Annotated in this window: 17 protein-coding genes and 1 pseudogene; 10 read left to right on the forward strand and 8 right to left on the reverse strand. The window is 71.6% G+C overall.

Annotated features, from left to right (window positions below; genetic code table 11):
* The first annotated feature begins 467 nt into the window (after positions 1 to 467).
* The 3 genes and pseudogenes from ACQUQ1_RS10650 to ACQUQ1_RS10660 all read left to right on the forward strand — a co-directional run bounded on the left by ACQUQ1_RS10650 (position 468) and on the right by ACQUQ1_RS10660 (position 2910).
* The gene (locus ACQUQ1_RS10650; protein ID WP_435064274.1) at positions 468 to 1013 is read left to right on the forward strand and encodes a TRAM domain-containing protein; all 546 of its coding nucleotides are present in this window, start codon (positions 468 to 470) and stop codon (positions 1011 to 1013) included.
* 416 nt (positions 1014 to 1429) lie between these two features.
* Positions 1430 to 2164, forward strand: a pseudogene (locus ACQUQ1_RS10655) (TRAP transporter large permease subunit); the annotation flags it as partial.
* Between the two features lie 197 nt (positions 2165 to 2361).
* Complete coding sequence (locus ACQUQ1_RS10660) at positions 2362 to 2910, forward strand: PAS domain-containing protein (RefSeq protein ID WP_435064275.1); 549 nt, start codon at positions 2362 to 2364, stop codon at positions 2908 to 2910.
* A 74-nt stretch (positions 2911 to 2984) separates the two neighbouring features.
* Here the strand turns inward: ACQUQ1_RS10660 and ACQUQ1_RS10665 are convergent, their stop codons facing one another.
* The 4 genes from ACQUQ1_RS10665 to ACQUQ1_RS10680 all read right to left on the reverse strand — a co-directional run bounded on the left by ACQUQ1_RS10665 (position 2985) and on the right by ACQUQ1_RS10680 (position 9178).
* Positions 2985 to 4064: an ABC transporter permease subunit gene (locus ACQUQ1_RS10665; RefSeq protein WP_435064276.1), complete on the reverse strand. Its 1080-nt coding sequence runs from the start codon at positions 4062 to 4064 to the stop codon at positions 2985 to 2987.
* Positions 4061 to 5017, reverse strand: coding sequence for a carbohydrate ABC transporter permease (locus ACQUQ1_RS10670; protein WP_435064277.1), 957 nt, complete (start codon positions 5015 to 5017; stop codon positions 4061 to 4063). Before ACQUQ1_RS10670 ends, ACQUQ1_RS10665 begins: the two co-directional genes overlap by 4 nt.
* 9 nt (positions 5018 to 5026) lie before the next feature.
* Entirely contained in the window at positions 5027 to 6322 is a 1296-nt protein-coding gene (locus tag ACQUQ1_RS10675) for an extracellular solute-binding protein (RefSeq protein ID WP_435064278.1), read from the reverse strand.
* Between the two features lie 114 nt (positions 6323 to 6436).
* Positions 6437 to 9178, reverse strand: a complete 2742-nt coding sequence (locus ACQUQ1_RS10680; protein WP_435064279.1) for a glycoside hydrolase family 15 protein — start codon at positions 9176 to 9178, stop codon at positions 6437 to 6439.
* A gap of 105 nt (positions 9179 to 9283) precedes the next feature.
* Between ACQUQ1_RS10680 and ACQUQ1_RS10685 the strand changes: the two genes are divergently transcribed.
* Positions 9284 to 10441, forward strand: coding sequence for an ABC transporter ATP-binding protein (locus tag ACQUQ1_RS10685; RefSeq protein ID WP_435064280.1), 1158 nt, complete (start codon positions 9284 to 9286; stop codon positions 10439 to 10441).
* Positions 10442 to 10598: 157 nt separating this feature from the next.
* Here ACQUQ1_RS10685 and ACQUQ1_RS10690 read toward each other — a convergent pair whose 3' ends face one another.
* A complete protein-coding gene (locus ACQUQ1_RS10690) occupies positions 10599 to 12728 on the reverse strand; it encodes a glycoside hydrolase family 15 protein (RefSeq protein ID WP_435064281.1) in 2130 nt (709 codons plus the stop codon).
* A gap of 104 nt (positions 12729 to 12832) precedes the next feature.
* Here ACQUQ1_RS10690 and ACQUQ1_RS10695 point away from each other — a divergent pair, with 104 nt between their 5' ends.
* The 5 genes from ACQUQ1_RS10695 to ACQUQ1_RS10715 all read left to right on the forward strand — a co-directional run bounded on the left by ACQUQ1_RS10695 (position 12833) and on the right by ACQUQ1_RS10715 (position 17824).
* Complete coding sequence (locus ACQUQ1_RS10695; RefSeq protein WP_435064282.1) at positions 12833 to 15214, forward strand: alpha-amylase family glycosyl hydrolase; 2382 nt, start codon at positions 12833 to 12835, stop codon at positions 15212 to 15214.
* 91 nt (positions 15215 to 15305) lie between these two features.
* Entirely contained in the window at positions 15306 to 15545 is a 240-nt protein-coding gene (locus tag ACQUQ1_RS10700; RefSeq protein ID WP_435064283.1) for a type II toxin-antitoxin system HicB family antitoxin, read from the forward strand.
* Positions 15546 to 15547: 2 nt separating this feature from the next.
* Positions 15548 to 15949 (forward strand): type II toxin-antitoxin system VapC family toxin, encoded by a 402-nt coding sequence (locus tag ACQUQ1_RS10705; RefSeq protein ID WP_435064284.1) that lies wholly within the window; start codon positions 15548 to 15550, stop codon positions 15947 to 15949.
* A gap of 61 nt (positions 15950 to 16010) precedes the next feature.
* A complete protein-coding gene (locus ACQUQ1_RS10710; RefSeq protein WP_435064285.1) occupies positions 16011 to 16628 on the forward strand; it encodes a hypothetical protein in 618 nt (205 codons plus the stop codon).
* An 89-nt stretch (positions 16629 to 16717) separates the two neighbouring features.
* Positions 16718 to 17824 (forward strand): TrmB family transcriptional regulator, encoded by a 1107-nt coding sequence (locus ACQUQ1_RS10715; RefSeq protein ID WP_435064286.1) that lies wholly within the window; start codon positions 16718 to 16720, stop codon positions 17822 to 17824.
* Positions 17825 to 17875: 51 nt separating this feature from the next.
* Here ACQUQ1_RS10715 and ACQUQ1_RS10720 read toward each other — a convergent pair whose 3' ends face one another.
* From ACQUQ1_RS10720 to ACQUQ1_RS10730, 3 genes are all read right to left on the reverse strand, one after another.
* Entirely contained in the window at positions 17876 to 19258 is a 1383-nt protein-coding gene (locus ACQUQ1_RS10720) for an ATP-binding protein (RefSeq protein WP_435064287.1), read from the reverse strand.
* A 108-nt stretch (positions 19259 to 19366) separates the two neighbouring features.
* On the reverse strand, positions 19367 to 19663 hold the full coding sequence (locus ACQUQ1_RS10725; protein WP_435064288.1) for a DUF7521 family protein: 297 nt from the start codon (positions 19661 to 19663) through the stop codon (positions 19367 to 19369).
* Complete coding sequence (locus tag ACQUQ1_RS10730) at positions 19660 to 20046, reverse strand: helix-turn-helix domain-containing protein (protein WP_435064289.1); 387 nt, start codon at positions 20044 to 20046, stop codon at positions 19660 to 19662. The genes ACQUQ1_RS10725 and ACQUQ1_RS10730 overlap by 4 nt, the downstream gene beginning before the upstream one ends.
* 111 nt (positions 20047 to 20157) lie before the next feature.
* On the opposite strand from ACQUQ1_RS10730, the gene ACQUQ1_RS10735 reads away from it, so the two are divergent.
* Complete coding sequence (locus ACQUQ1_RS10735) at positions 20158 to 21309, forward strand: multicopper oxidase domain-containing protein (protein ID WP_435064290.1); 1152 nt, start codon at positions 20158 to 20160, stop codon at positions 21307 to 21309.
* Positions 21310 to 21315 lie beyond the last annotated feature (6 nt).

Below are 21315 nucleotides of genomic sequence, written 5' to 3' on the forward strand. Positions count from 1 at the left end.
CAAACGATCGAAGTATTCGGCAGTCGACCGATGCGCTCGGCAGTCGCGCTGGCACACCACTCCGTCCGCTGTTAACCCCGGACGAACACGACGGACCCGGCGAAAACAGCGGACACGGTGGTGTGGGTGCGCCGGTACGCCGTTCGGCGGACCGACACCCGGCGAGGGGCGAGCGGGCCCCAGGCGCCGAAATTACCCCACTTTGTAAAGTGGGGTATTGGGGCCGGATCCGGTGTTCGTTCGGTTCTGGGGTCGGACCGTCGGGTGTACGGACCGGGTACCGGCACGGGGGACGGTCGAGAACCGAGTACCATCGGCGGCTAAAACATCGGCGGCCATCCGGTGCGCCCTCCGCCGAAGCGGACGTCGGGACCGGTACGAACTCGATCGAGTCGTGTCAATCGATGGTGGATCCCGGGGATCGCTACACATAGGGTTAACAATACTGCGGTGAGAACGCCGTACGAATGGAGATATCAGAGGATCTACGGTGTGTATTCAGTGCGGAGATCGAGGAGCAGGACGGATCGTACGTCGTCGAGGTACCGGAACGGGAACTCGAACTGGACTCGCTCGACGCAGAAGCGGTCTATCGGGTCGCGGTCCTGAATCGGCACGGTTCCACGGAGGGATCGACGGACGATCGGAAGCGCGGCGGCTCGGACGGCTCCCTGACGTCGACGGGCGCCTCGACTGACGGTGCCTCCGACACGTCTGCCTCGTCTCGGACGGATACCGGCTCCGTGGGGGCGGCAGCGAGCGACGGAACGACGGCCGGCGGCGCCGCAGCGGACGAACCGGAACCGCCGGTCGACCGCGGCGACGAGATCACCGTCGATATCGAGGGGATCGGCGACCAGGGCGACGGGATCGCCCGGGTCGACCGAGGCTACGTGATCATCGTCCCGGACACCGAGAAGGGCGAGCGCGTCCGGATCAGGGTCACGAGCGTGAAACAGAACGTCGCGTTCGCCGAGGTCATCGAACGCGTCGAGCGCCATCAGTACGAGTAGGAACAGCGAGTAGGAACAGATTACCGTGCGATACCCGCCGCCCTCCTCCGACGTTCCCACGAGTATTCGCGGCGTTCACACGGGTAATCGTAGTCTACTGCTGGTCGACAACGGGCGTAAGCGTGCGGGCGTCGCGTACCTGTCGGCGGCGACACGCCGAATCATCGGAACGGAACACGGTCGCGAGGGTCGACGAATCACGTTGCACCCGTCGCCCCCGGGGCGTGAGTGGGAGGAACGCAATCCACGTGGAGAACGCAGTCCACGGGAAGGAACGCAGTGCACGAGAGGCGGACCCCTGACGAGCGGATCGAACCGGGCCCGACGGATAAGCGATGGCGTTCGAAATCGAACGACCTCCGACCGGAGTCCCTCGCGGGGACCAGTATCCGAACGTGAATTACTGACGTTCGTGAGTCGTGATGCTGCTCGTGACGGCCGTCTCCAGCATCATCCTCGGGATGGGGATGCCGACGACCGTCACGTACATCATCCTCATCTCGATGCTCGCGACGCCGCTGGTGGAGTTCGGCATCCCGCTGCTGGCGGCGCACCTGTTCATCCTCTACTTCGGCGTCATCGCCGACATCACCCCGCCGGTCGCGGTCGCCGCCTACGCCGCCAGCGGGGTCGCCAAGTCCGACCCCTTCGAGACGGGCGTGAAGGCGTTCTCGCTGTCGCTGAACAAGGCGATCGTCCCGTTCGCGTTCGTGCTCGCGCCGGGGATCGTCCTGCTGCGCGAGAAGGCCGACGCGGCGAACCTCCCGATCCGCGAGCGCTACCGCGTCGTCGAGTTCGCCGACCTCGCGGAGCTGTCGTACTCGGTGCCGGAGATCCTGGTGCCGGTCGTGGGGGTGTTCCTCGGCGTCGTCGCGCTCGGCGCGACCGTCATCGGCACGCTGTACACCCGAGTCGGCCGCGTCGAACGCGGGGCCTTCGCGCTCAGTTCGCTCCTCCTGATGGCGCCGGGGCTGCTCTCGGCGACAGTGTTCGACCTGCTCGGGTTCGTCGGGGTGACCGTCGACGTCGACGCGCTCCTGCTCGATCTGACGCTTCGCGCCGCCGGCCTGATCGTGTTCGTCGCGCTCGCAGCCGGCAACCGGCGGAAGCTCCCCCCCGCGCGAGAGCAGGCCGAGGCGACCTCGGCGTAGGCGACCCGCCACCGGGGCTCGTCTTCCCACCCGGCACCACGGTCTGTCCCAGCCCCGCTCTCGCGTCCGTTCATCGTCCCCGCTCTCAGGGCCGTCCCCCGCTCTCGCGTCCGTCCGTCGTTTCCACCTCTCTGGGTCCCGCGGGCGGCCGTCGACAGACGTTTCTCCGTCGGACACCGGGACACGAACGACCCAGGATGGCCCTGCGCGACGACCTCGCGGACTTGCTCCGGTTCGACCACGAACGCTTCCGCGCCCGCGTCCCGGAGGTTCTCGACGCGGGGGTGTACGACGCGGACCGCCTCGCCGGGCTGGACGACCCCGACCACGCCGGCGGCGACCCGGTCATCGAGGGCGATTCGGGGTCGCTCGCGGCGCACGAGGGCGCATACGTGGAGCGGATCCGGGTCCTCGACGACGCCCCGGTCGGGATCGCGCTCGCCGGGCCGGCGTACGCGGACACCCCCGTCGTGTACGCCAACAGGACCCTCAGGGAGCTGACCGGCTACTCCCTCGACGACCTCCGCGGGGAGAACCTCCGCCTGCTACAGGGCCCGGAGACGGAAGCGGGGCCGGTGGCGACCCTCCGCGAGGCCCTGTCGGGCTGGAACCGCGTGACAACGACGCTGACGAACTACCGGGCCGACGGGAGGACGTTCCGGAATCGCGTGACGCTCGCCCCCGTGACCGACCGCGCGGGGACGGTCGCGAACTGGCTCGGGTTCCAAGAGCGCGTCGAGGAGTGATCCGGCGGACGGGAAGACAAGCGGACAAGCGAACGGGCGGACGGACGGGCAGGCGGGGAGGTCCCCGGACCGCCCTACCCCTCCATCCCGGAGAAGGAGAGCCCGCCCTCGATGTACCGCTGCGCGAACAGGTACACGAGCATGACGGGCGAGGCGAACGTGAGCGCGAACGCCGAGAAGCGTGCCCACGGGATGGAGTACTCCTCGACGAGGCTGAACAGTCCGACGGGAAGCGTGTAGTTCCCCGAGGACAGCAGCAGTTGGGCGACGACGAACTCCATCCAACCCGCGAGGAAGGTGAAGATGGTGACCGTCGCGAGCCCGGCCGCCGACAGCGGGAGGATCACCTCGGTGACGACGCGCCACGGCGGGGCGCCGTCGACGAGGGCGGCCTCCTCGTAGCTGACCGGGATGCCGTCCATGTACGTCTTCAGCAGCCAGGTGTTGAACGGGACCGCCGTGGCGGCGTAGTAGGCTGCCAGGGCGATCTTGTTGTTCAGCAGTCCGGCCTGCACGAAGATGGCGTACAGCGCGATCAGCGCGGCGATCCCGAGGCCGCCGCCGACCTGCGTGAACAGGACGTAGCCGAAGAGGACCTTGCGCCGCATGATGAACTCGCGCCGCGAGAGCGCGTACGCCGCCGGAACGATCACGCTCAGGCCGAGCGCGACCGTCACCGTGGCGACGACGACGCTGTTCATGAAGTATCGTTTGAACTCCGAGGGGGATTCGACGCCGTAGTCGCTGGCGTCGAGGAAGACGATCCGCGGGTGGTCGAACACGACCGACAGGTCGGTGAACGGGACCGCGATCGTCGTGTCCGGCTGGATCATCAGGTCGCCGAGGACCCATACGAACGGTTTGATCGACGTCCGCTTCGGCACGAGCCGGAAGCCGTCGGCCGCGTAGATCGACCCGCCCGAGGCGGAGATGGCCGACATGGCGATCCAGTAGATCGGGAACAGCATCACCGCCACCACGAGTACGGCGAACGTGGTCGCGACGGCTGTTCTGAGCAGTTGCGTGGCCGAGACGTCGCCGCGCCGGTAGGCGGCGACGGTGTAGCGGGCCTCGCGCGCCGCCTCGACCGGCGTCGTCGCGAGCGTCCGCGCGTCCTCCGCGACCTTCGACGCGATCCGGGTGAACACGCTCACGCCTCGTCCACCCCGTCGGCGAGCTTCCCCTTCTTGACGTTGAGCCACATGAACGCGCCGATGAACGCGATCGCGATCAGCATGATGGCGGCCCCCTGTCCGTACTGGGAGAACTGGAACGCCTCGCGGTAGCCGTACACGATGATCAGCTCGTTGAGACGGGCCGGTCCCCCCTCGTTGAACACGTAGGGGATGAGGAACTGCTGGAACGACGCCGCCGCGGTGAGGATCGACGCGAACAGCACCGGGCGCTTTACGCTCGGCAGCGTCACGTGGAAGAACCGAGAGAGATAGCTCGCGCCATCCACCATCGCCGCCTCGTGCAGTTCGTCCGGCACGTCTTGGAGCGCGCTCACGGTGATGATCACCATGAACGGGTACGCGAGCCACATCTCGGTGACGTTGTACGCGAAGAACGCCGCCCACCGCTCGTTGAGCCACGCGACGGTACCGGCGCCGAGCCAGGCCAGCAGTTGGTTCGCCAGCCCGAACCGGGCCGAGCTGAAGATCCCTCGCCAGACGGTGATCGTGAAGATGGCCGGCAGTCCCATCGGCACGATGAGCAGCGACCGGAGGAACCGGGCGCCACGGACGCGGTCGTTCGTGACGACGAGCGCGATCGACAGCCCGAGCACTACCTTTCCCACGAGGCTGGTCACGACGAACAGCCACGTCACGCCGACCGAGTTCCAGAACGTCGCGTCGGTCAGGACGGCGACGTAGTTCCTCAGGCCCACGAACGCCGCCTCCCCGAACGTGAGGAAGCTCCCGCCGCCGAACAGGTTCGCCGGCCGCGCGTTCGTGAACGAGATCCCGATGAGGTAGAGCATCGGGAAGAACATGAACGCCGCGAACAGGAACAGGCCGGGCAGGACCAACAGCAGCGAGACGTCCTCACGCTCGACCGCCGGGATCTCGGCCGCGCGGTCCGCGATTCGGCTTGCGGTGCTCATGCCCCCGTCTCACTTCCAGTTGCTGCGGATGTCCTTTTCGGCCTGGGCCATCGCGTCCTCGACCGACTGCTTGCCGTTGAGGGCCTTGCCGAAGGCGGTTCCGAGCGGCCCCCACACCTGGTTCATCTTGGGGTGGGTCGGCATCGGGACTCCCTGCTTCACGGCCTGCGAGAAGCCCCTGACGGCCGGCGGCAGGTCGGCGTCGCCCGTGAGTTCGGTGTGTACCGGGATGAACCCGTGGGTCTCGGCGTTGGCCATCAGTTGTTCCTTGTTCGTGACGTACCACTCGGCGAACGAGCGGCCGGCGGCGGCCGCCGACTCCGACCGCTCCATGCCCTTCGCGAAGTACCACAGCTGGATGCCGGTGTACGGACGCGGCGACCCCCCATCGGGCGTCGGGAGTTCCGCGACCCCGACGTCGATCCCCTTCTCGCGGGCGGTGCCGAGGTACCACGGGCCGTTGATCGTGAACGGGGCGTTCCCCTCCGAGAACGCGGCCGCCTGCGGGCCGTACTTGGTGTCGTTCGGCATGTACGGGACGAACGTGTCGATGATGTAGTTGAACCCCTCGACCGTCGACGCGTTGGCGAGCCCGAGCATGTCGTCCTTGCTCGGGTCGAAGTAGTAGCCGCCGAACGCCTGTGCCCAGGCGCTCATGAAGTACGGGTTGAGGGGGTAGCCGAGACCGTACTTGCCGTTGGCGGGGTCGTGGTGTCGCTCCATCACGTCCACCATCTCCCCGACCGTCTTCGGGGGCGAGTCGACAAGCTCCTTGTTGTACAGCAGCGAGACGGTCTCGGCCGCGAACGGGAGTCCCACCGTCGCGCCGTCGAACTGGACGGCTTCGGCGGCCGCGTCGGTGAATGTGTCCATGCTCACCGAGAGCTTCCCGCTCTGGTCCGAGAGGAAGCCGCGCTGGTAGTAGTCGCCGACCCAGTCGTGGGCCCACTCGAAGATCTGCGGTCCCTGACCGGCGGGGATCGCGGACTGCGTCTTCTTCGCCAGGTCCGAGAGGTCCGAGCCCTCCACCGTGTGACGCGACTGGCTGTTGAAGTCCTCGATGACGGACTTCAGGGTCTCGCCCTCCGCCGAGGAACGCGCGTACCACGCCGCGGCTGTCCCGGGGTCGACGGAGGGTTCGGTCGTCGCCTCGGTGTCGCCCCCGGAGTCGCCGGAGCCGCCCGACCCGCCGGAGTCGCCCGACGGGGTTGGAGTGCCCTGTTCTTCCACGCCGACACAGCCCGATAGCGCCGCGGCGGCCGCCAGCCCGCCCATCTTCAGGAGGTTCCTGCGATCGGTTGCCATGGTGTGAACACTGGATGAATAAGTAGTTCACACCTTAAACCTTCGGTTACGACCATGCAGAACCGGGGGTCCCCTGTGAGGGGGCTGACCCCGCCGCGTGGCGGGAGTCGCCTCTCAGACCGACGAGACGACGGTTCGCTCCCCGGCGACGGGGGCCCTTCCGGCCGGGTCGTCGGGATCCCCCGCGGCGACGACGAGCGTGTTGCGGCCGTCGCTCAGGTCGACAGTCGTCTCGAACCGGCCCTCCTCGACCGGCACGAGCCGCGCGTCGCCGTCGACCGCGACGGCCACGGCCGGGGCGTCCGTCTCGCCGGCGACCGTGACGGCGTCGCTCTCGACGGTCGGGTCGGGCATCGTCACGTCGAGCGACGGCGACGACGGCGGGCCACCGTCGTACCGCTCCCCGACGACGGCGGGGGTCCCGACCGGCCGGCCGGCGTCGATCCCGTGGGCCAGCCGGACGAAGGCGGCGTGGCTCCACGACAGCGGGGTGGCGCTCCCGGTCCCCTCACCGAAGCGCCACCCGAACTCCGTCGCTTCCTCGCTGTCCCACACCTGCTCGGGCAGCAGGCGCCCCTCGTTCGCGAAGCCCGCGAGCGTCGACAGGAGGGCCGCGGGCGCGGTCGACCCGTCAGTGGTTCCGGACGCGAGTTCGTACTCGGCGCGCTCGCCGGTGAGCAGCGGCCACAGTCGCCCGTGGCTCTCGGTCGCGACCGGGAACGGCGCGCCGCCCTCGCCCTCGCCGTAGCCGTCGCCGGTGTACCGGTAGAACGCCGGTCCGTGGGGCGTCTCGACCCTGATGTCCTCGTCGACGACCGCCACCGACGACTCGATCACGGGGTCGTCGGCGGGAAGGACGCCGAGCCGGACGAGTTCGAGGAAGCCGGCGTCGATCACGTTCCGCTCGTCGAAGGTCCGGCCGCCGTTGGCGAGCGACCGCTCGGTGCCGTCGTCCGGGTCGCGGTTGCCGTTGATCCGGAAGTAGTACGGGGGGTCGTGGCGGTCGGTGCCCTCGCGGGTCACACACCACTCACGGACGCCCGCGCGGAAGCGGTCGGCGGTCGCCAGCCACACGAGCGCGTCGGCCGCGGGGACGCGTCCGTGGCCCGCGGCGCCATCCCGTCCCGCGTCGCCGGCGACGGCGGCCGCGGAGACGAGCCCCGCCACCTCGGCGGCGATGGTCGAGGGCGACAGCCCGCCCTCCTCCTCCCAACGCTCCTGGTCGGTTCCGGGGCCGTTCCGGAGGACGTAGTCGGCGGAGTCGGCCACGTCGCCGTAGCCGAACGCGAGGTCCGCGAACTCCCGACCGTGCTCGCCGGTCGCGCGCCGCGCCAGTATCAGTGGGAAGGCGACCTCGTCGAGCTGCTCGCCGCCCCACCTGGTCCGCCCGTCGACGTACGTGTTCTGCGGGAGGAACCCGCCCTCCCGCTGCTGGACGGCGAACAGGTACTCGGCGGCCGCGACGGCGGATTCGGTCCGTCCCATCGCCTCCAGCGCGGTGAACGACTGATAGAGGTCCCGCGCCCAGACGTAGTGGTATCCCACGTCCGCGGGCTCGCCGGCGCCGACGACGTCGCCCCAGGGGACACACGGGCTCGCGACGCCCGCGCCCTCGACGGTCGCGTCCTCGGCCGCCCGAAGCGCCATCGCGCTCGTCCGATACAGCGCCGCCAGGCCGTCGTCGTCGGCGACGCTGTCGGGCACGTCGACCCCGGAGAGCCACGCGCGCCACCCGGCGCGGTACGTCGTCCGCGCGGCCGCGAACCCCCCGGCCAGCGACTCGCGGGCGGTCGCGGCGGCCGCGGAGGGGTCGCTCCCCTCGGCGAACCCGAGCGCGAGCGTCGCCTCCGTCGGCCCGGTCCCGAGGCGGCCGACCAGCGCCGCGTTGCCCTCGGACTCGCGCGACCGCTCGGCCTCAACGCCGAGGTTGAGCAGGCGCGCGGTCGCCTCGTCGGGAACGCCGGCGGCGGTCGCCCACTCGAACCCCGGATCGGCCGCGAGCGCGAGCGAGACGTCGTAGTCGTCGCCGTCGGCGTCCCGGACGACCCCGCCGTCGCCCCCGTCCGTCGCGGCGAGGACCGGGTCGCCGCCGGCGGTCGCGCGGACGTGAGCGTCGCCCTCGGTCCCGGTCGTCACCGCGGGCCGACACACCGCGTACACCGAGAGCTCGCCCGGGTCGGAGCCGTCGTCGCTCCCCTCGCCCGAGTCGCCTCCGGCGGCGCCGTCGCCCCCGGAGGGTTCGAACGACACGTCCGCGAGCACGGCGTCGCGCTTCGGGTCGGCGACGTACTCCACCGAGAGCGTCCACCCGCGGGAGGCGGAAGCGAACTCGTGGCGGTAACAGAGCGCGTCGCCGGCGGTCGGCTCGACGGTCCGCTCCACGTCGTCGTCGTCGCGCCGGTCCAGGTCCGCGGTTCGGGCGGCGTAGCCGTCGCCGTCGGCGACGAGGAAGTCCAGCCGGCGGACGTTCAGCAGGTCCACGCGGGGGAACCGGACGCCGGTGAGCGCGCCGCGCGTGAGGGTGTACCAGACCCGACCGTCGTCCTCGCGGGCGCTCCGTCCGTCACCGGTGCCGTCGCCGACGGCGGTTCCGACGCCGACCTTCTCGCCGGTCGTCCAGAACGGCGCCAGTTCTACCTCCCCGGGGTCGGCCGTCGTCGCGGCAGTCGTGTCCGGGGACCCGTCCGGTTCCGTCCCGGTCCCGTCGGCTGACCCGCCGCCGGCGTCCGCGTCGTCGCCCGAGCCGCCGCAGCCGGCGAGCCCGACCAGCCCGGTGCCGGCGGCGGCCGCGAGGTACCGACGCCGTCCGGGTTCGGGGCCGTCCTCCCCCTCCGTATCCGTGTCACGTTTCGACATACCGTCTCCCTCGATCGCCCGGGTAAAAAAGAACGACGAAATACCACTTCACAAATCGAGAAAAGAGGGAAAGAGCTAAACCGTGGTACCCGATCACATCGGAGCATGGCTACCGTTCGGCTGGAGAACCTGCGGAAGACCTTCGACAGCGGTCGGCTCGTCGCCGTCGACGACCTGTCGATATCGGTGGACGACGGCGAGTTCCTCACCGTCGTCGGCCCGTCGGGGTGCGGGAAGTCGACGACGCTGCGCATGATCGCGGGGCTGGAGCGCCCGACCAGCGGGCGGGTCGTGATCGGCGGCGAGGACGTGACCGACACCCACGCACGCAAGCGCGACGTGGCGATGGTGTTCCAGAACTACGCGCTGTACCCGCACAAGACGGTCATGGGCAACATGGAGTTCGGCCTCCGGATGAGCACGGACCTCTCGAAGGAGGAGCGCTGCGAGCGCGTGCGCGAGACGGCCGAGATGATGGACATCGAGGAACTGCTGGAGGACAAGCCGAGCGAGCTCTCGGGCGGACAGAAACAGCGGGTCGCGCTGGGCCGCGCCATCGTGCGCGAGCCGGACGTGTTCCTGTTCGACGAGCCGCTGTCGAACCTCGACGCGAAGCTCCGCACCACGATGCGTACCGAGATCCAGCGTCTGCAGGACGAGCTCGACATCACCGCCATCTACGTCACCCACGACCAGGAGGAGGCGATGACGATGGGCGACAAGATCGCGATCCTCGACGACGGCGAACTCCAGCAGACCGGCCGCCCGACCGACGTGTACGACGACCCGGCCAACGAGTTCGTCGGCGGCTTCGTCGGCTCCCCCTCGATGAACGTCCTCGACGCCGCCGTGACGACGAGCGACGACGGCGTCACCCTCCGGGGGACCCGCAGCGACTTCGAGTACCGCCTCCCGGCGGACCGCGTCCCCGCCTTCGAGGGACACGACGAGGTCAGGATGGGGATCCGCCCGGAGGACGTCCGCGTCGCCGCCGCCGACGAGGCCGGCATCGAGGCCACCGTCGACGTCGTCGAGCCGATCGGCTCGGACAACTACCTGTACCTCGACCTCGGACCGGAGTTCATCGCCCGCGTCGGCAGCGGCGTCACGCCGGCCAGGGGCTCGACGGTCCGGATCGCCTTCGACGAGGCGGACGTCCACGCGTTCGACGCGCGGACGGGCGAATCGCTCACCCGGGATCGGGAGTCGGCGGAGGTGGCCGACGACCCGGCCGGCGAGCGACTGGAGCGCACCGCCGACTGACCGAGGGGACCTCGGTCGGCCCGACGGACCGCGGCGGCCGGAACATCACGTCAGTTCTGAGCCCGACTACCCGCCCGATACTGACAACCGAACGCACGACACCTGCGGGTTCCCCGATCGGGGGCCCGGGGTCCCCTAAAAAACGGGACGCGGCCGCCTAGTCGTCCGCGGGGACCGGTTCCCCGTCGCCCGCGGCGAGCGCCTCGCGCTCGTCGAGCAGCGCGGTCGTCGCCAGCCGGATCGCGTGGGGCCACCCCAGCGGCGTCGCGCTGTCGGGCGTCCCGTCGTCGAAGAACTGCTCGGGCAGGTAGCCGCCCGCGACCGACAGCGGCCCGCCGACGTCGACGAGCCCCAGCAAGTCGCGGGCGTACGCGGCGAACTCCGCCGCGCGGTCGTCGGCCTCGTCGGCCAACAGCGCCGACAGCTCCGCGGCCGCGTTGGCGCCCCAGGCGGTCGAGACGGTCCAGACCTTCTCTCGACCCTGACCGCGGCGCCGCCAGCCGTCCCCCTCGTACCGGACGAGCCCCTCGACGGCGCTCCCGGCGGGGTCGTGGCGGAGGCCCTCGACGGTCGCCCGGACGTGCGCGACGAGGCGGTCCAGCCGCTCCCCGTCCACCTCCCCGACCGCGGCGTACGCGCGGTGGGCGTCCGCGAGCGCGAACGTCGCGGAGTCGAGGCGGCCGTCCAGCCCGCCGTCGCCGTACTCGCTGACGGCGTACACGCCGCGCTCCTCGACCCAGAGGTCGTCCAGCGCCGCGTACAGCCGGTCGGCCCGCTCGCGGGCCTCCCCGACCCGGGCCACGCGGTCGTCGTCCAGCGCGGCGACCGCCGAGAACGCGTCCAGGAACCGCGCGGCGGTGTGGGCGAACCGGCCGACGGCGTCCTCCCAGGCGTTCTGGCAGGCGACCGGGCGGCCGTCCGCGTCGAGCGACTCGACCAGGCCGTCGACGCCCGCGTCGACCGCGTCGGCGACCTCCTCGGCGAGGGAATCCCCCTCCGGGAGTTCGGCCAGGACCCGCGCGAGGAACGCGACCACGCTGGCCGTCTGGTCGGCCTGGTACTCCAGGTCGTTGGCCGCCTCCAGCCGCGCGTTCGCCCACCCGGGGGCGAGTTCGCCGTTCCGGGGCCACACGCGGTGGGGCCACGTCCCGTCCGGGAGCTGCGTGTCGACGTACGCCCGCGCGCTGCGGCGGTGCCAGTCGTCGAGCCCGAGGTCGAACCGGGCGTCCGCCTCCAGCAGGAAGCCGGATATCTCCGCGTCGTCGCGGAACCAGGTGTAGCCGTAGCCGCCCGAGTGGACGTAGTGAGGGTCGAAGTCGGGGCCGGCGATCCGGAGCCCCGTCGGCGCCGACAGCAGCGACAGGACGCGCAGGTCCGCCACCGCGGCGTCCGGACGGGGGACGTCCGCCGGCAGCGACACCGAGGTGTCGGCCTCGGCGGCCATGTCCCCGAGCTCCCGCTCCGAGATCGGCCCGTCGAGCAGGCCCGAGAGCGCCGAGAGCGCCGTCTCCCGGTCGACCTCCTCGCGGTCGGTCGAAAGCGTCGCCGTCGTCGCCGCGCCGTCGACGACGGGAACCGCCGCGACGACGCGCCCGCCGAGGTGGTCCTCCTCGCGGCGGTCGCCGAGCGACTCCGCCCCCCGTCCGTGCGGCTCCGGCGACAGCACCGCCCCCGGGCGCGCCGGGAGGCCGCCGGCGAACACGTCGAGGTCGCCGGCGGCCGCGAGGTAGTCGTGCTCGCGGTCGTGGAACACCTCGACGGCGCCGTCGTGGTGGAGCTGTCCGACCCGCGCGTCGCGCCCCTCGGGGGCGAACGTGCAGCCGACGAGCAGCGACGCGTTCGCGTCGGCGGCCCGCCCGGGGTCCTCGAACGCGATCCGGGTGACGTGTGCCTCGCCCGCGGCCGTGTCGACGGTCGCGTCGAGGCGGCGGACCCCGCCGACGGGGGTGTCGTGGGTCGTCTCCACCAGCGCGGTCGCGGCGTGGTAGGACTGCTCGCCCTCGCCGAAGGCGACGACGACGCCGTCGTCGGTCTCCCGCACGTCGGGGCGCTCGCGGTCGAGGCCGGCCGGCGGGTCGCCCAGCCGGAGCGCGAACCGGGAGTCCGCGACGCCCGCGCGGCCGGACAGGGGGTAGCCGAAGTCGCGCACCGCGCCGTCGGGCGCGACGTGTACCAGGCGCCCGCCCGCCCCGGCGAACAGCCCGGCGGTCGTCCGCCGCTCGCCGGGGAACCGGGTCGGGTGGTCCCGGTTTCGCTTGTGGTCGTCGAGCGCGTCACGTAGTCGCATGTGTCCTACGGGTCGGTCACGAGGTATAATTCTTGTTGTAATCATCGTTCACTCGTTCACACATTCCGCAACCCTCAAGCCGCGGGGCGTCCCCGGACTCCCGCATGAGCACCCCGCCCGCGACCGACGGCGCCCGCGAGCGCGACGCGCCGGTCGCCGACCCGGACGACCCGACCCACCACCCAGGCCCGCCGCGCACCGCCGCGGTCGGCGAGTCGGTCGAACTCGCGCCCCGGAACCCGGACGCGGTCGTCGAGGTCGGCCCGGACGGCGCCGCCACCGGGCGCGACGGCCGCGGCCTGTTCTCCTGGCGCCTCGTCGACGCGCCCGAGGGGAGCGAGGCCGCCGTCGGCGACGGCGCCGTGGTCCACCTCGCCCCCGACGTTCCGGGCACGTACCGCGTGGAACTGGACGCCCCCGACGGGGTCCACGAACAGACGGTCCGGGCGTACCCGGACGAGCGCGCGGAGGTGACCCTGCGCGTCGCGACGGACGACTTCGACGCGCCGACGGGGACCGTGACGCCCGACCGCGTCTCCGTCGCCGGCCCGTTCAACGACTGGACCGTCGCCGCCCGCCGCCCGTACGAGGACGGCGACGCCCTCGCGTACGACGCCCGCCTCCCGCCCGGGAGCCACATCTACTCGTTCGCGCTCGACGACCGCCTCGCGGACGGCGTCGGGGGCGAGGAGACGGTCCCCGGCCCCGGGCGGCCGCGCGTCCGCCTCGACGCGTCGGCGACGGACGACGGCGGCGCGGTCGCGGTCGTCGCCGACGCGGAGGCGGCGCCCGCGGGAGCGGACCCAGAGACGACGCCGCCCGGCGCGGACCCCGCGGTCGAGTGGCTGTTCGACGGCCGGGACGATCTCTCGGCCGAGGCAGACGGCGTCACGGTCGAGGGAGACACGGTCCGGATCGAGCGCGACGCGCTCCCCGAGACCGGCGTGGCCCGCGTGCACGCCGTTCCGGTCGCCGACCGCTACGGCGTGATGGACACCGTCGAACTGTCGCGCGGCGCCGGCGGAAACGACGGGGCGACCGATCCCGGGGCGACCGACCCCGCCGCGACCGACCACGCCCCGCCGGCCGTCTTCCGGCCGAACGACCCGCCGGAGTGGGCGGAGTCGCCGACCGTCTACGAGGTGTTCGTCCGCTCGTTCGCCGGCGAGACGCCGACCACGACCTTCCGGGAGATCGAGCGGCGGATCCCGTACGTCGACTCGCTGAACGTCGACGTGCTGTGGCTCACGCCGGTGCTGCAGAGCCCGACGACGCACGGCTACCACATCACCGACTTCGCCCGCACCGCCGACGACCTCGGGACGCGGGCGGAGTTCGAGTCGCTGGTGGAGACGTGCCACGACCACGACATCCGGGTCGTCTTCGACCTGGTGATCAACCACACCTCCCGCGACCACCCCGCCTTCCAGCTCCACTCGGCCGGCGTCGACGCCTTCGCCGAGCACTACCCCCGTCGGCCCGCCCGCGAGAACCCCTCGGACGTGGACTGGGCCGGCGAGGGGACGCCCGCGTTCCGCTTCAACTGGGTGCGCATCCCCGACGTGAACTACGACTCGCCGACGGTGCGCGCGTGGATGCTGTCGGTGGTCGACGAGTGGGCCGGCGTCGTCGACGGCTTCCGCTGCGACGTGGCGTGGGGCGTCCCCCACGGCTTCTGGAAGGAGGCCGCCGAGCGCCTCCGCCGGGACCGACCCGAGTTCCTGCTGCTCGACGAGACGATCCCGCGGGACCCGTTCATGCACGAGAGCGAGTTCCACATGCACTACGACACGACGCTGTACGACACCCTCCGGTCGGTGGGCGCGGGCGACGCCGACGCCGACGCGGTGCTCGACGCCGTCGACGCCTCCGCGGTGCAGGGGTTCCCGCGCTCGGCGGTCCAGATGCGGTACGTGGAGAACCACGACGAGGAGCGCTACCGCGCGGAGTGCGGGAGCGACGCGCTCCGGGCGGCCGCCGCGGCGACGTTCACCCTCCCCGGGGCGCCGATGGTGTACTACGGCCAGGAGCGCGGCATGACCGCGTACCGCGGCGAGATGCGCTGGCACGACGGCGACGCGGACCTCACCGACTACCACCGCCGGCTCTCGGCCGCCCGCCGCGAGCACGACGCGCTCCGCGACGGCGCCGTCGAGCGCCTCGACTACGACGTCGTCGGCGACGACGCCGCGGCCGGTCCGGGGAGCGGCGGGGGCATCGGCATCGTCGGCGGGAGCGACGGCGCCGGGGGCGGAACGGGCGGCGCCCGCGCGGTCACCGCGTACGCCCGCGACGACGGCGACGACCGCCTCGCGGTCGTGCTCAACTTCGGGTCCCGCGCCGCGACGGTCGAACTCCCCGAGGCCGTCGTGGCGAGGGACCTCCTCTCGGGCGAGTCCGTCGCCGCCGCCGACGGCGGGGACGCCGGCGGGACGACCCGGACGGTCAGCGTTCGCGACGCGGTCGTCTGTCGGGTCGTCGGGTAGGCACGCGCGGACTCCGACGCCGACGAGCGGCGGACGGTTCGCCGGGGTCCCCGACCGAAGGCTTTTGTCCGATTCCGGCAAACGCCGAGGTGTGAGCACGAAACGCGAGATCCGCCTGATCGAGGCCGACGACGGCGTGTGGGCCGCCGTCGACGCCGAGACCGGCGCCACCGGGTCCGGGGCGACCCGCGAGGAGGCGCTGGCCGACCTCGACGCCGAGACCGCCGAGGATCCGTCGGACGCTCCTCTCGGCGACCGTCTGCGGGGGATCGGTAGGGATCTGGACGTCGATCCGGTCGACGCCGTCCGCGAACTCCGCGAGCGGACGTAGCGATGCGGCTGTTTCTGGACACGAACGTGTTCGTCGCGGCGGTGTTGGCGGGCGACGACGACGAGGCGACCGGGACGGCGATGGCGGTGCTCAACGGCGACCACGAGTTCCTCACGTCGTTGGTGAACCTCATGGAACTCCGATCGGTCCTGACAAAGAAGCGTCGGCTGGAACGGGATCGAGCGGACGCGATCGAAGAGGAGATCCGTGCCGATGTCGAGGTCGTCGTCCCCGATGCGGGGGAACTGATCGACGCGTATCGGATCCAGGACGAGACGCTTCTGTATCCGGTGGACAGTCTGATCCTCGCGTGTGCCCGGCGGTACGACGCGACGCTCGTGTCGTTCGACGGCGAACTGGTGGACGCCGGCGCGGAGCAGCCGACGGACGTGCCCGTGGAGTGACCCCCGGTCCCGCTCCCGTCGGGATCGGATCCGCTTTCCTCCCGCGGTCGAACACCGGACCATGACCGACGCGGACGACGAGCGAACGGTCGGCGAACTCGCCGAGTACTGCCGGACGCAGGCGGGTCTGCTCGCGGGGCGCGTCGACCGGATGGGCGAGGAGGCGAGCGACCTGCTCGACGAGATAGACGAGGGGGTCGCCGACCTCCGGGCCCGCCTCGACGACCGCGACGACGGCGCCACGCCGGCGTCGCCCGAGACGCCGACGACGCCGAACCCCCCGGCGGACGCGGACGACGACGGGGACGACCGGGCGGGCGTCGCCGACCTCGCGGACGCCGAGTCCGACCTCCGGGAGATGCAGGCGGCGGTGGAGGCGACCGAGACGCGGATGCGGCTGTTCCAGGACCTCGCGAGCGACTACCTCGACCTCGCGGAGGAGTTGACCGCGGGCGTCGGTGACCGGGACGCCGCCGACGCGGACGCCGCCGACCGGGATGCCGACGACGCGGGCGACGCGGACCCCCTCGACGCGGACGAGGCCGTCCGGCGGGTCGTCGAGTTCGAGGCCGAGCGCGACGCGCCGGCGTACTTCGAGGAGCGCGAGACCCTCGTCGAACTCGCCCGCCGCGGCGACGCCGCCCCCGACGCGGACGCCGGGGAACGCGAGCGCGAGTGAGAGCGGCGTGGCGTGGCGACCGCCGCCCCCGGCCAGCGGGTTCCTCCGCGACCGGGAGCTATACGGTCCCCCGAGTACCTGTCACGGGCATGAACACGGAGCGTGGCGACCGCCCCGACGGCGCCGGGTCCGAGGAGGTCGACGTCGAGGCGCTGTTGAAGCGCTTCGGCCTCTCGGACAAGGAGGTCGACACCTACCTCACCCTGCTGGCGCACGGCGAGGCGAAGGCGAGCACCGTCGCCGAGGCGGCGGGCGTCTCCAAGCGCTACGTGTACAGCGCGAGCGAGGAACTGGAGGCTCGGGGCTTCGTCACCGTCAACGACCACGTCACGCCGACGACGATCCGGGCGAACCCCCCCGAGGAGGTCGTCGGCCGCCTCACCGACGACGTCGAGTCGATGCGGCCCGCGCTGGAGGCGCGCTACTCGCGCGCCGAGGCGGCCGAGGAGCCGTTCGAGGTGGTGAAGTCCCGCGTCACAGTCGTCAAGCGGGTCCGCCGCGCGATCGAGGGGGCGAGCGACGAGGTGGCGCTGTCGTTCCCCCTGGACCGCCTCGACGAGGTGGCCGACGACCTCCGGGCGGCCGTCGACCGGGGGGTGCTCGTGCTCCTGATCGTCACCGGCGTCGACGACCCGGACGCCGAGGTCTCCGGCGACCTCGCCGGCGTCGCCACCGCCGCGCGCGTGTGGGGACAGCCCATGCCGTCGATGCTCACCGTCGACGGCCGGACGGGCGTCGTCGCGCCCGCGGAGATGATCGCCCGATCGAACACGGGGAAGCGGGCGATCGTCTTCACCCAGCAACAGCTCGGCCCCGTCATCGTCGGGTCGTTCCTGGGCAACTACTGGCCCGCCGCGGAGGAGGCGGCGGTCGCCGACCCCGCTCCGCTGCCGGCGACGTACACCGACTTCCGCCACGCCGTGTTGCAGGCGGAGCTCCACCGGCGCGCCTCCGAGGGCGTCCGCGCGCACGTGACGGGCCGACGCACCGACACCGGGGATGCGGTCGAGGTCGCCGGCGAGGTGGTGGAGGTCAGCCAGGGGCTCGTCGCGCCCGCGAACAACGAGTTCCCCGTCCAGCACACGCTGACGATCGACGCGAACGGGGAGCGGGTCTCAGTCGGGGGGCAGGGCGCGTTCGTCGAGGACGTCGAGGCCGCGGAGATCCGGCTCGAACCGTCGACGGCCGAGGAGTGAGGGGTCCTCGACGGGACGCGTCGGCGTCGACGCGGATCGCCCGCGGGGCCGCTACTCGCGGTCGACGCCGGTGACCTCGAAGCGCGCGCCGCCCTCCGTCCCCGTGGTCACGTCGATCGACCACCCGTGCGCCCCGACGATCTGTGAGACGATCGCCAGCCCGAATCCCGTCCCGTCGTCCGCGGTCGAGACCCCGACGTCGAACACACCATCGCGGTCGTCGGGGTCGATCCCGGGACCGTCGTCCTCGACGTAGAAGCCGCCCGGGAGGTCGCCCACGGTGACGGTCACGTCGTCGCCGGCGTGGTCGACCGCGTTTCGGAGCAGGTTCTCCAGCAGTTGTCTGAGCCGGTCCCGGTCGGCCCGAACCGTCCGACCGGTCTCGATCCGGACCTGTTCGCTCGGGAGGTCGACGGAGCCGAGACACTCCCGGACGGCCGTCGGGAGTCCGACGCGCTCCGGGTCGCCGACGTCCTCGCCCTCCGTGGCGAGGGTCAACAGCCCCTCGATCAGCGACTCCATCCGATCGAGCGCGCGCTCAACGTCGTCGAGGTGGTCGCTGTCGCACTCCTCGCGTGCGAGCGCCAGCCGTCCGGTCGCCACGTTCAGCGGACTCCGCAGGTCGTGGGAGACGATGCCGGTGAACTCCTCCAGACGCCGATTCTTCCGTCGGAGGATCTCCTCCCGCTCCTGTCTGGCGGAGATGTCACGGATGACCCCGACACGGTCCACCTCGCCGTCGCCTCCGACGACGCTGAACCGCATCTCCGCCGGGAACGGCTCCCCGTCGACCGGAGTGAACTCGTACTCGACGACGCCGACGTCGGACTCCCGGCGTTCGAGGGCCTGCCGCTCCCGGCGGGCCCGCTCGGCGGTCTCGTCGGTGACCAACTCGTAGATGTCCGTCCCGATCAGCGCGGCGCGGTCGGTCCCCTTCATCCGGGCGTACCGGTCGTTGACGTACACGATCGTGCCGTCAGCCCGGATCGCGTACACCGCGTCGTCGATCGATTCGAGGACCGTCTCGTACAGGTCCCGACCGGGAACCGACCCTCCGCGGGACGCGTCGACGGCCGCCCTGACGTGGGCCGCGACACGCCGGTACCCCTCCTCGGTCGCTCCGGCGACGACGACGGCGTCGGCGCCGGTCACCGGGACGCCCTCCGGCGCGACGGCCACGACTGGGACGGCCGGATCCGTCTCGCCGACCGCGACCGACTCCCCCCGGCTGTCGGACCCGGGCAGGTCGACGGCGTGGACGACGCAGTCGACGGCGCCGGCCGCGACGAGGTCGCCGAGCCGTTCCGAACCGGTCACGACGTTCGCGTCGATCCGCCCGTCGTCCGTGTCGAGGAACGACCGGAACCCCGTCGAGAAGGCGTCACCGCCGCCCGAGAGGCCGACCCGGATCGGGTGCGTCGTGCCGTGGGTCACGATATCTGCCCCGAGAGGGGGGTGCGAGGGACAAAAAGCCACCCGTACCGGAGCCCCCGGGTCCGGACGTCCTCACCGCCCGTCAGGCCGACGCCCCCGCTCCGACGGTCACTCCCGGTACAGCGAGTACGTGATGATCCCGAAGCCGAGCATCGTGAGGAGGCTCTGGACGAGCACCCCGTACAGCACGGCCGTCTGCCCGGTGATGTCGATCACGTCGCCCGCGAGGTCGACGGCGCCCCCGAGGACCGCGCCGACGGTGACCACGGCGAACCCGACCGCGAGCGCCCGCAACGCCTCCGCGCGGGTCCGCCGGTAGGCGCTCCAGGAGAGGTACGTGATCACGGCGCCGAAGACGAACGTCAGCGTCTTCGTCGCCGCGATGGCGAGCGTGAGGTGGCTCATCTGTCGGCCTCCTTGCGGACCTCGCCCCACATGGTCGCGAGGCGGTCGGCCGCGTCCTCCGCGGGCCGTTCGATGCTGACGTCGAGCGTCCGGTCGTCGGTGAGCGAGACGACCACGTTCTCGAAGTCGGTCCGGTAGCGCGTCGCGTGGTGACCGTCCTGGCGCACCTCCACGCCCTCGGCCAACAGCTTCGCCTCCGAGAGTAGGTCGAGCTTTCTGTATGTCGTCGACATGGGTATATCACACTCCTCTGACACCTCTCCCGCCGTCATCGGCTTCTCCAGGTGTTCGATGATGATCCGACAGTCGGGGTCGTCGAGCGCGTCGAGCACCGGCTGGAGGTCCGGCTCCGTGTCGGCCCCCGGCCGGGTATCGCGCACCATGTCTCCGGGTTTACCTGTTCGCCTCTTAGGATCCCCGGTTCCGGGGCCGGATCCCAGTTCCTGGGAACCACCGCTCGCGCCTTTTTCCGATGCCCCCCAACGTGTTCGTGTATGACGCAGATCGGCGCTCCCGGTTCCGAGGTGAGTCGACGCGAGTTCCTGGCGGCGACCGGCGCGACCGGCGCCGCGGCGGCGTTCGCGGGCTGTCAGGCGCCCACCGCCGCCGGCGGCGAGGCGACCGCCGCTACCGACTCGACGGCCGCGCAGACGGAGTCGTCGCTGCCGACCACGTCGCCCCCGGAGGTCGTGAACGTGGACGAACAGGGCGGGACGGTGACGATGAAGACCCTCCCGGCGCGCCACGACGTCCACCCCGGCGAGGCGATGGGGGGACCCATCGAGCTGCCGCGGGTGTGGGCGTTCCAGGCGGACGACCGCGACCCCTCGGTCCCGGGACCCGTCCTCCGGACCACCGAGGGCGAGGACATGACGGTCGTCCTCGACAACACCGACGGGAAGCGCCCGCACACCATCCACTTCCACGGCGTGCAGAAGACGTGGGAGAACGACGGCGTCCCGACGACGACTGGCATCACGGTCAAGCCCGGCGAGAAACACGAGTACCAGATCCCCGCGAACGTCCCCGGCACGCACGTCTACCACTGCCACTACCAGACCCAGCGGCACATCGACATGGGGATGTTCGGCATCTTCCGGGTCGACCCGGAGGGGTACGAGCCCGCGGACAGGGAGTACTTCATGACGGTGAAGGAGTGGGACTCGGACCTCCACCGGATGATGGCCGGCCGGGACGCCAGCTACTCGCCGCGCTCGCGCGACCCGGACGTGTTCACGGTCAACGGGAAGGCCGCCCCGCGGACGCTCCACCCAGAGCAGGGCTCGCCGATGATCGTCTCGCAGGGCGACACCGTCCGCGTCCACTACGTCAACGGCGGCTACATGAACCACCCGCTGCACCTCCACAACCACCGCTTCGAGCTGGTGGAGAAGGACGGCGGGGTGATCCCCGAGCGCGCCCGCCACGAGATGGACATCACCGACGTGGCACCGGCCGAGCGACACACCATCGAGTTCACCGCCGACGCCGACCCGGGGATCTACCTCATGCACTGCCACAAGGTGAGCCACGTGATGAACGGTTCGAGCTACCCCGGCGGGATGCTCACCGGCCTCGTCTACGAGGAGGCGATGGACACCGACATCTTCGCGTCGCTGATGGAGTACGCGGGCTACCAAGCCTGAACCCCT

The organism is Halobaculum sp. EA56 (assembly GCF_051195075.1).
GTDB lineage: Archaea > Halobacteriota > Halobacteria > Halobacteriales > Haloferacaceae > Halobaculum.

What these genes read in the sequence shown, in the direction of transcription:
- ACQUQ1_RS10735 (WP_435064290.1), top strand. Translation starts at nt 20,158, where the DNA reads ATGACGCAGATCGGCGCTCCCGGTTCCGAGGTGAGTCGACGCGAGTTC.
- ACQUQ1_RS10730 (WP_435064289.1), bottom strand. Translation starts at nt 20,046, where the DNA reads ATGGTGCGCGATACCCGGCCGGGGGCCGACACGGAGCCGGACCTCCAG.
- ACQUQ1_RS10710 (WP_435064285.1), top strand. Translation starts at nt 16,011, where the DNA reads ATGACCGACGCGGACGACGAGCGAACGGTCGGCGAACTCGCCGAGTAC.
- ACQUQ1_RS10715 (WP_435064286.1), top strand. Translation starts at nt 16,718, where the DNA reads ATGAACACGGAGCGTGGCGACCGCCCCGACGGCGCCGGGTCCGAGGAG.
- ACQUQ1_RS10680 (WP_435064279.1), bottom strand. Translation starts at nt 9,178, where the DNA reads ATGTCGAAACGTGACACGGATACGGAGGGGGAGGACGGCCCCGAACCC.
- ACQUQ1_RS10660 (WP_435064275.1), top strand. Translation starts at nt 2,362, where the DNA reads ATGGCCCTGCGCGACGACCTCGCGGACTTGCTCCGGTTCGACCACGAA.
- ACQUQ1_RS10690 (WP_435064281.1), bottom strand. Translation starts at nt 12,728, where the DNA reads ATGCGACTACGTGACGCGCTCGACGACCACAAGCGAAACCGGGACCAC.
- ACQUQ1_RS10685 (WP_435064280.1), top strand. Translation starts at nt 9,284, where the DNA reads ATGGCTACCGTTCGGCTGGAGAACCTGCGGAAGACCTTCGACAGCGGT.
- ACQUQ1_RS10650 (WP_435064274.1), top strand. Translation starts at nt 468, where the DNA reads ATGGAGATATCAGAGGATCTACGGTGTGTATTCAGTGCGGAGATCGAG.
- ACQUQ1_RS10705 (WP_435064284.1), top strand. Translation starts at nt 15,548, where the DNA reads ATGCGGCTGTTTCTGGACACGAACGTGTTCGTCGCGGCGGTGTTGGCG.
- ACQUQ1_RS10675 (WP_435064278.1), bottom strand. Translation starts at nt 6,322, where the DNA reads ATGGCAACCGATCGCAGGAACCTCCTGAAGATGGGCGGGCTGGCGGCC.
- ACQUQ1_RS10670 (WP_435064277.1), bottom strand. Translation starts at nt 5,017, where the DNA reads ATGAGCACCGCAAGCCGAATCGCGGACCGCGCGGCCGAGATCCCGGCG.
- ACQUQ1_RS10695 (WP_435064282.1), top strand. Translation starts at nt 12,833, where the DNA reads ATGAGCACCCCGCCCGCGACCGACGGCGCCCGCGAGCGCGACGCGCCG.
- ACQUQ1_RS10725 (WP_435064288.1), bottom strand. Translation starts at nt 19,663, where the DNA reads ATGAGCCACCTCACGCTCGCCATCGCGGCGACGAAGACGCTGACGTTC.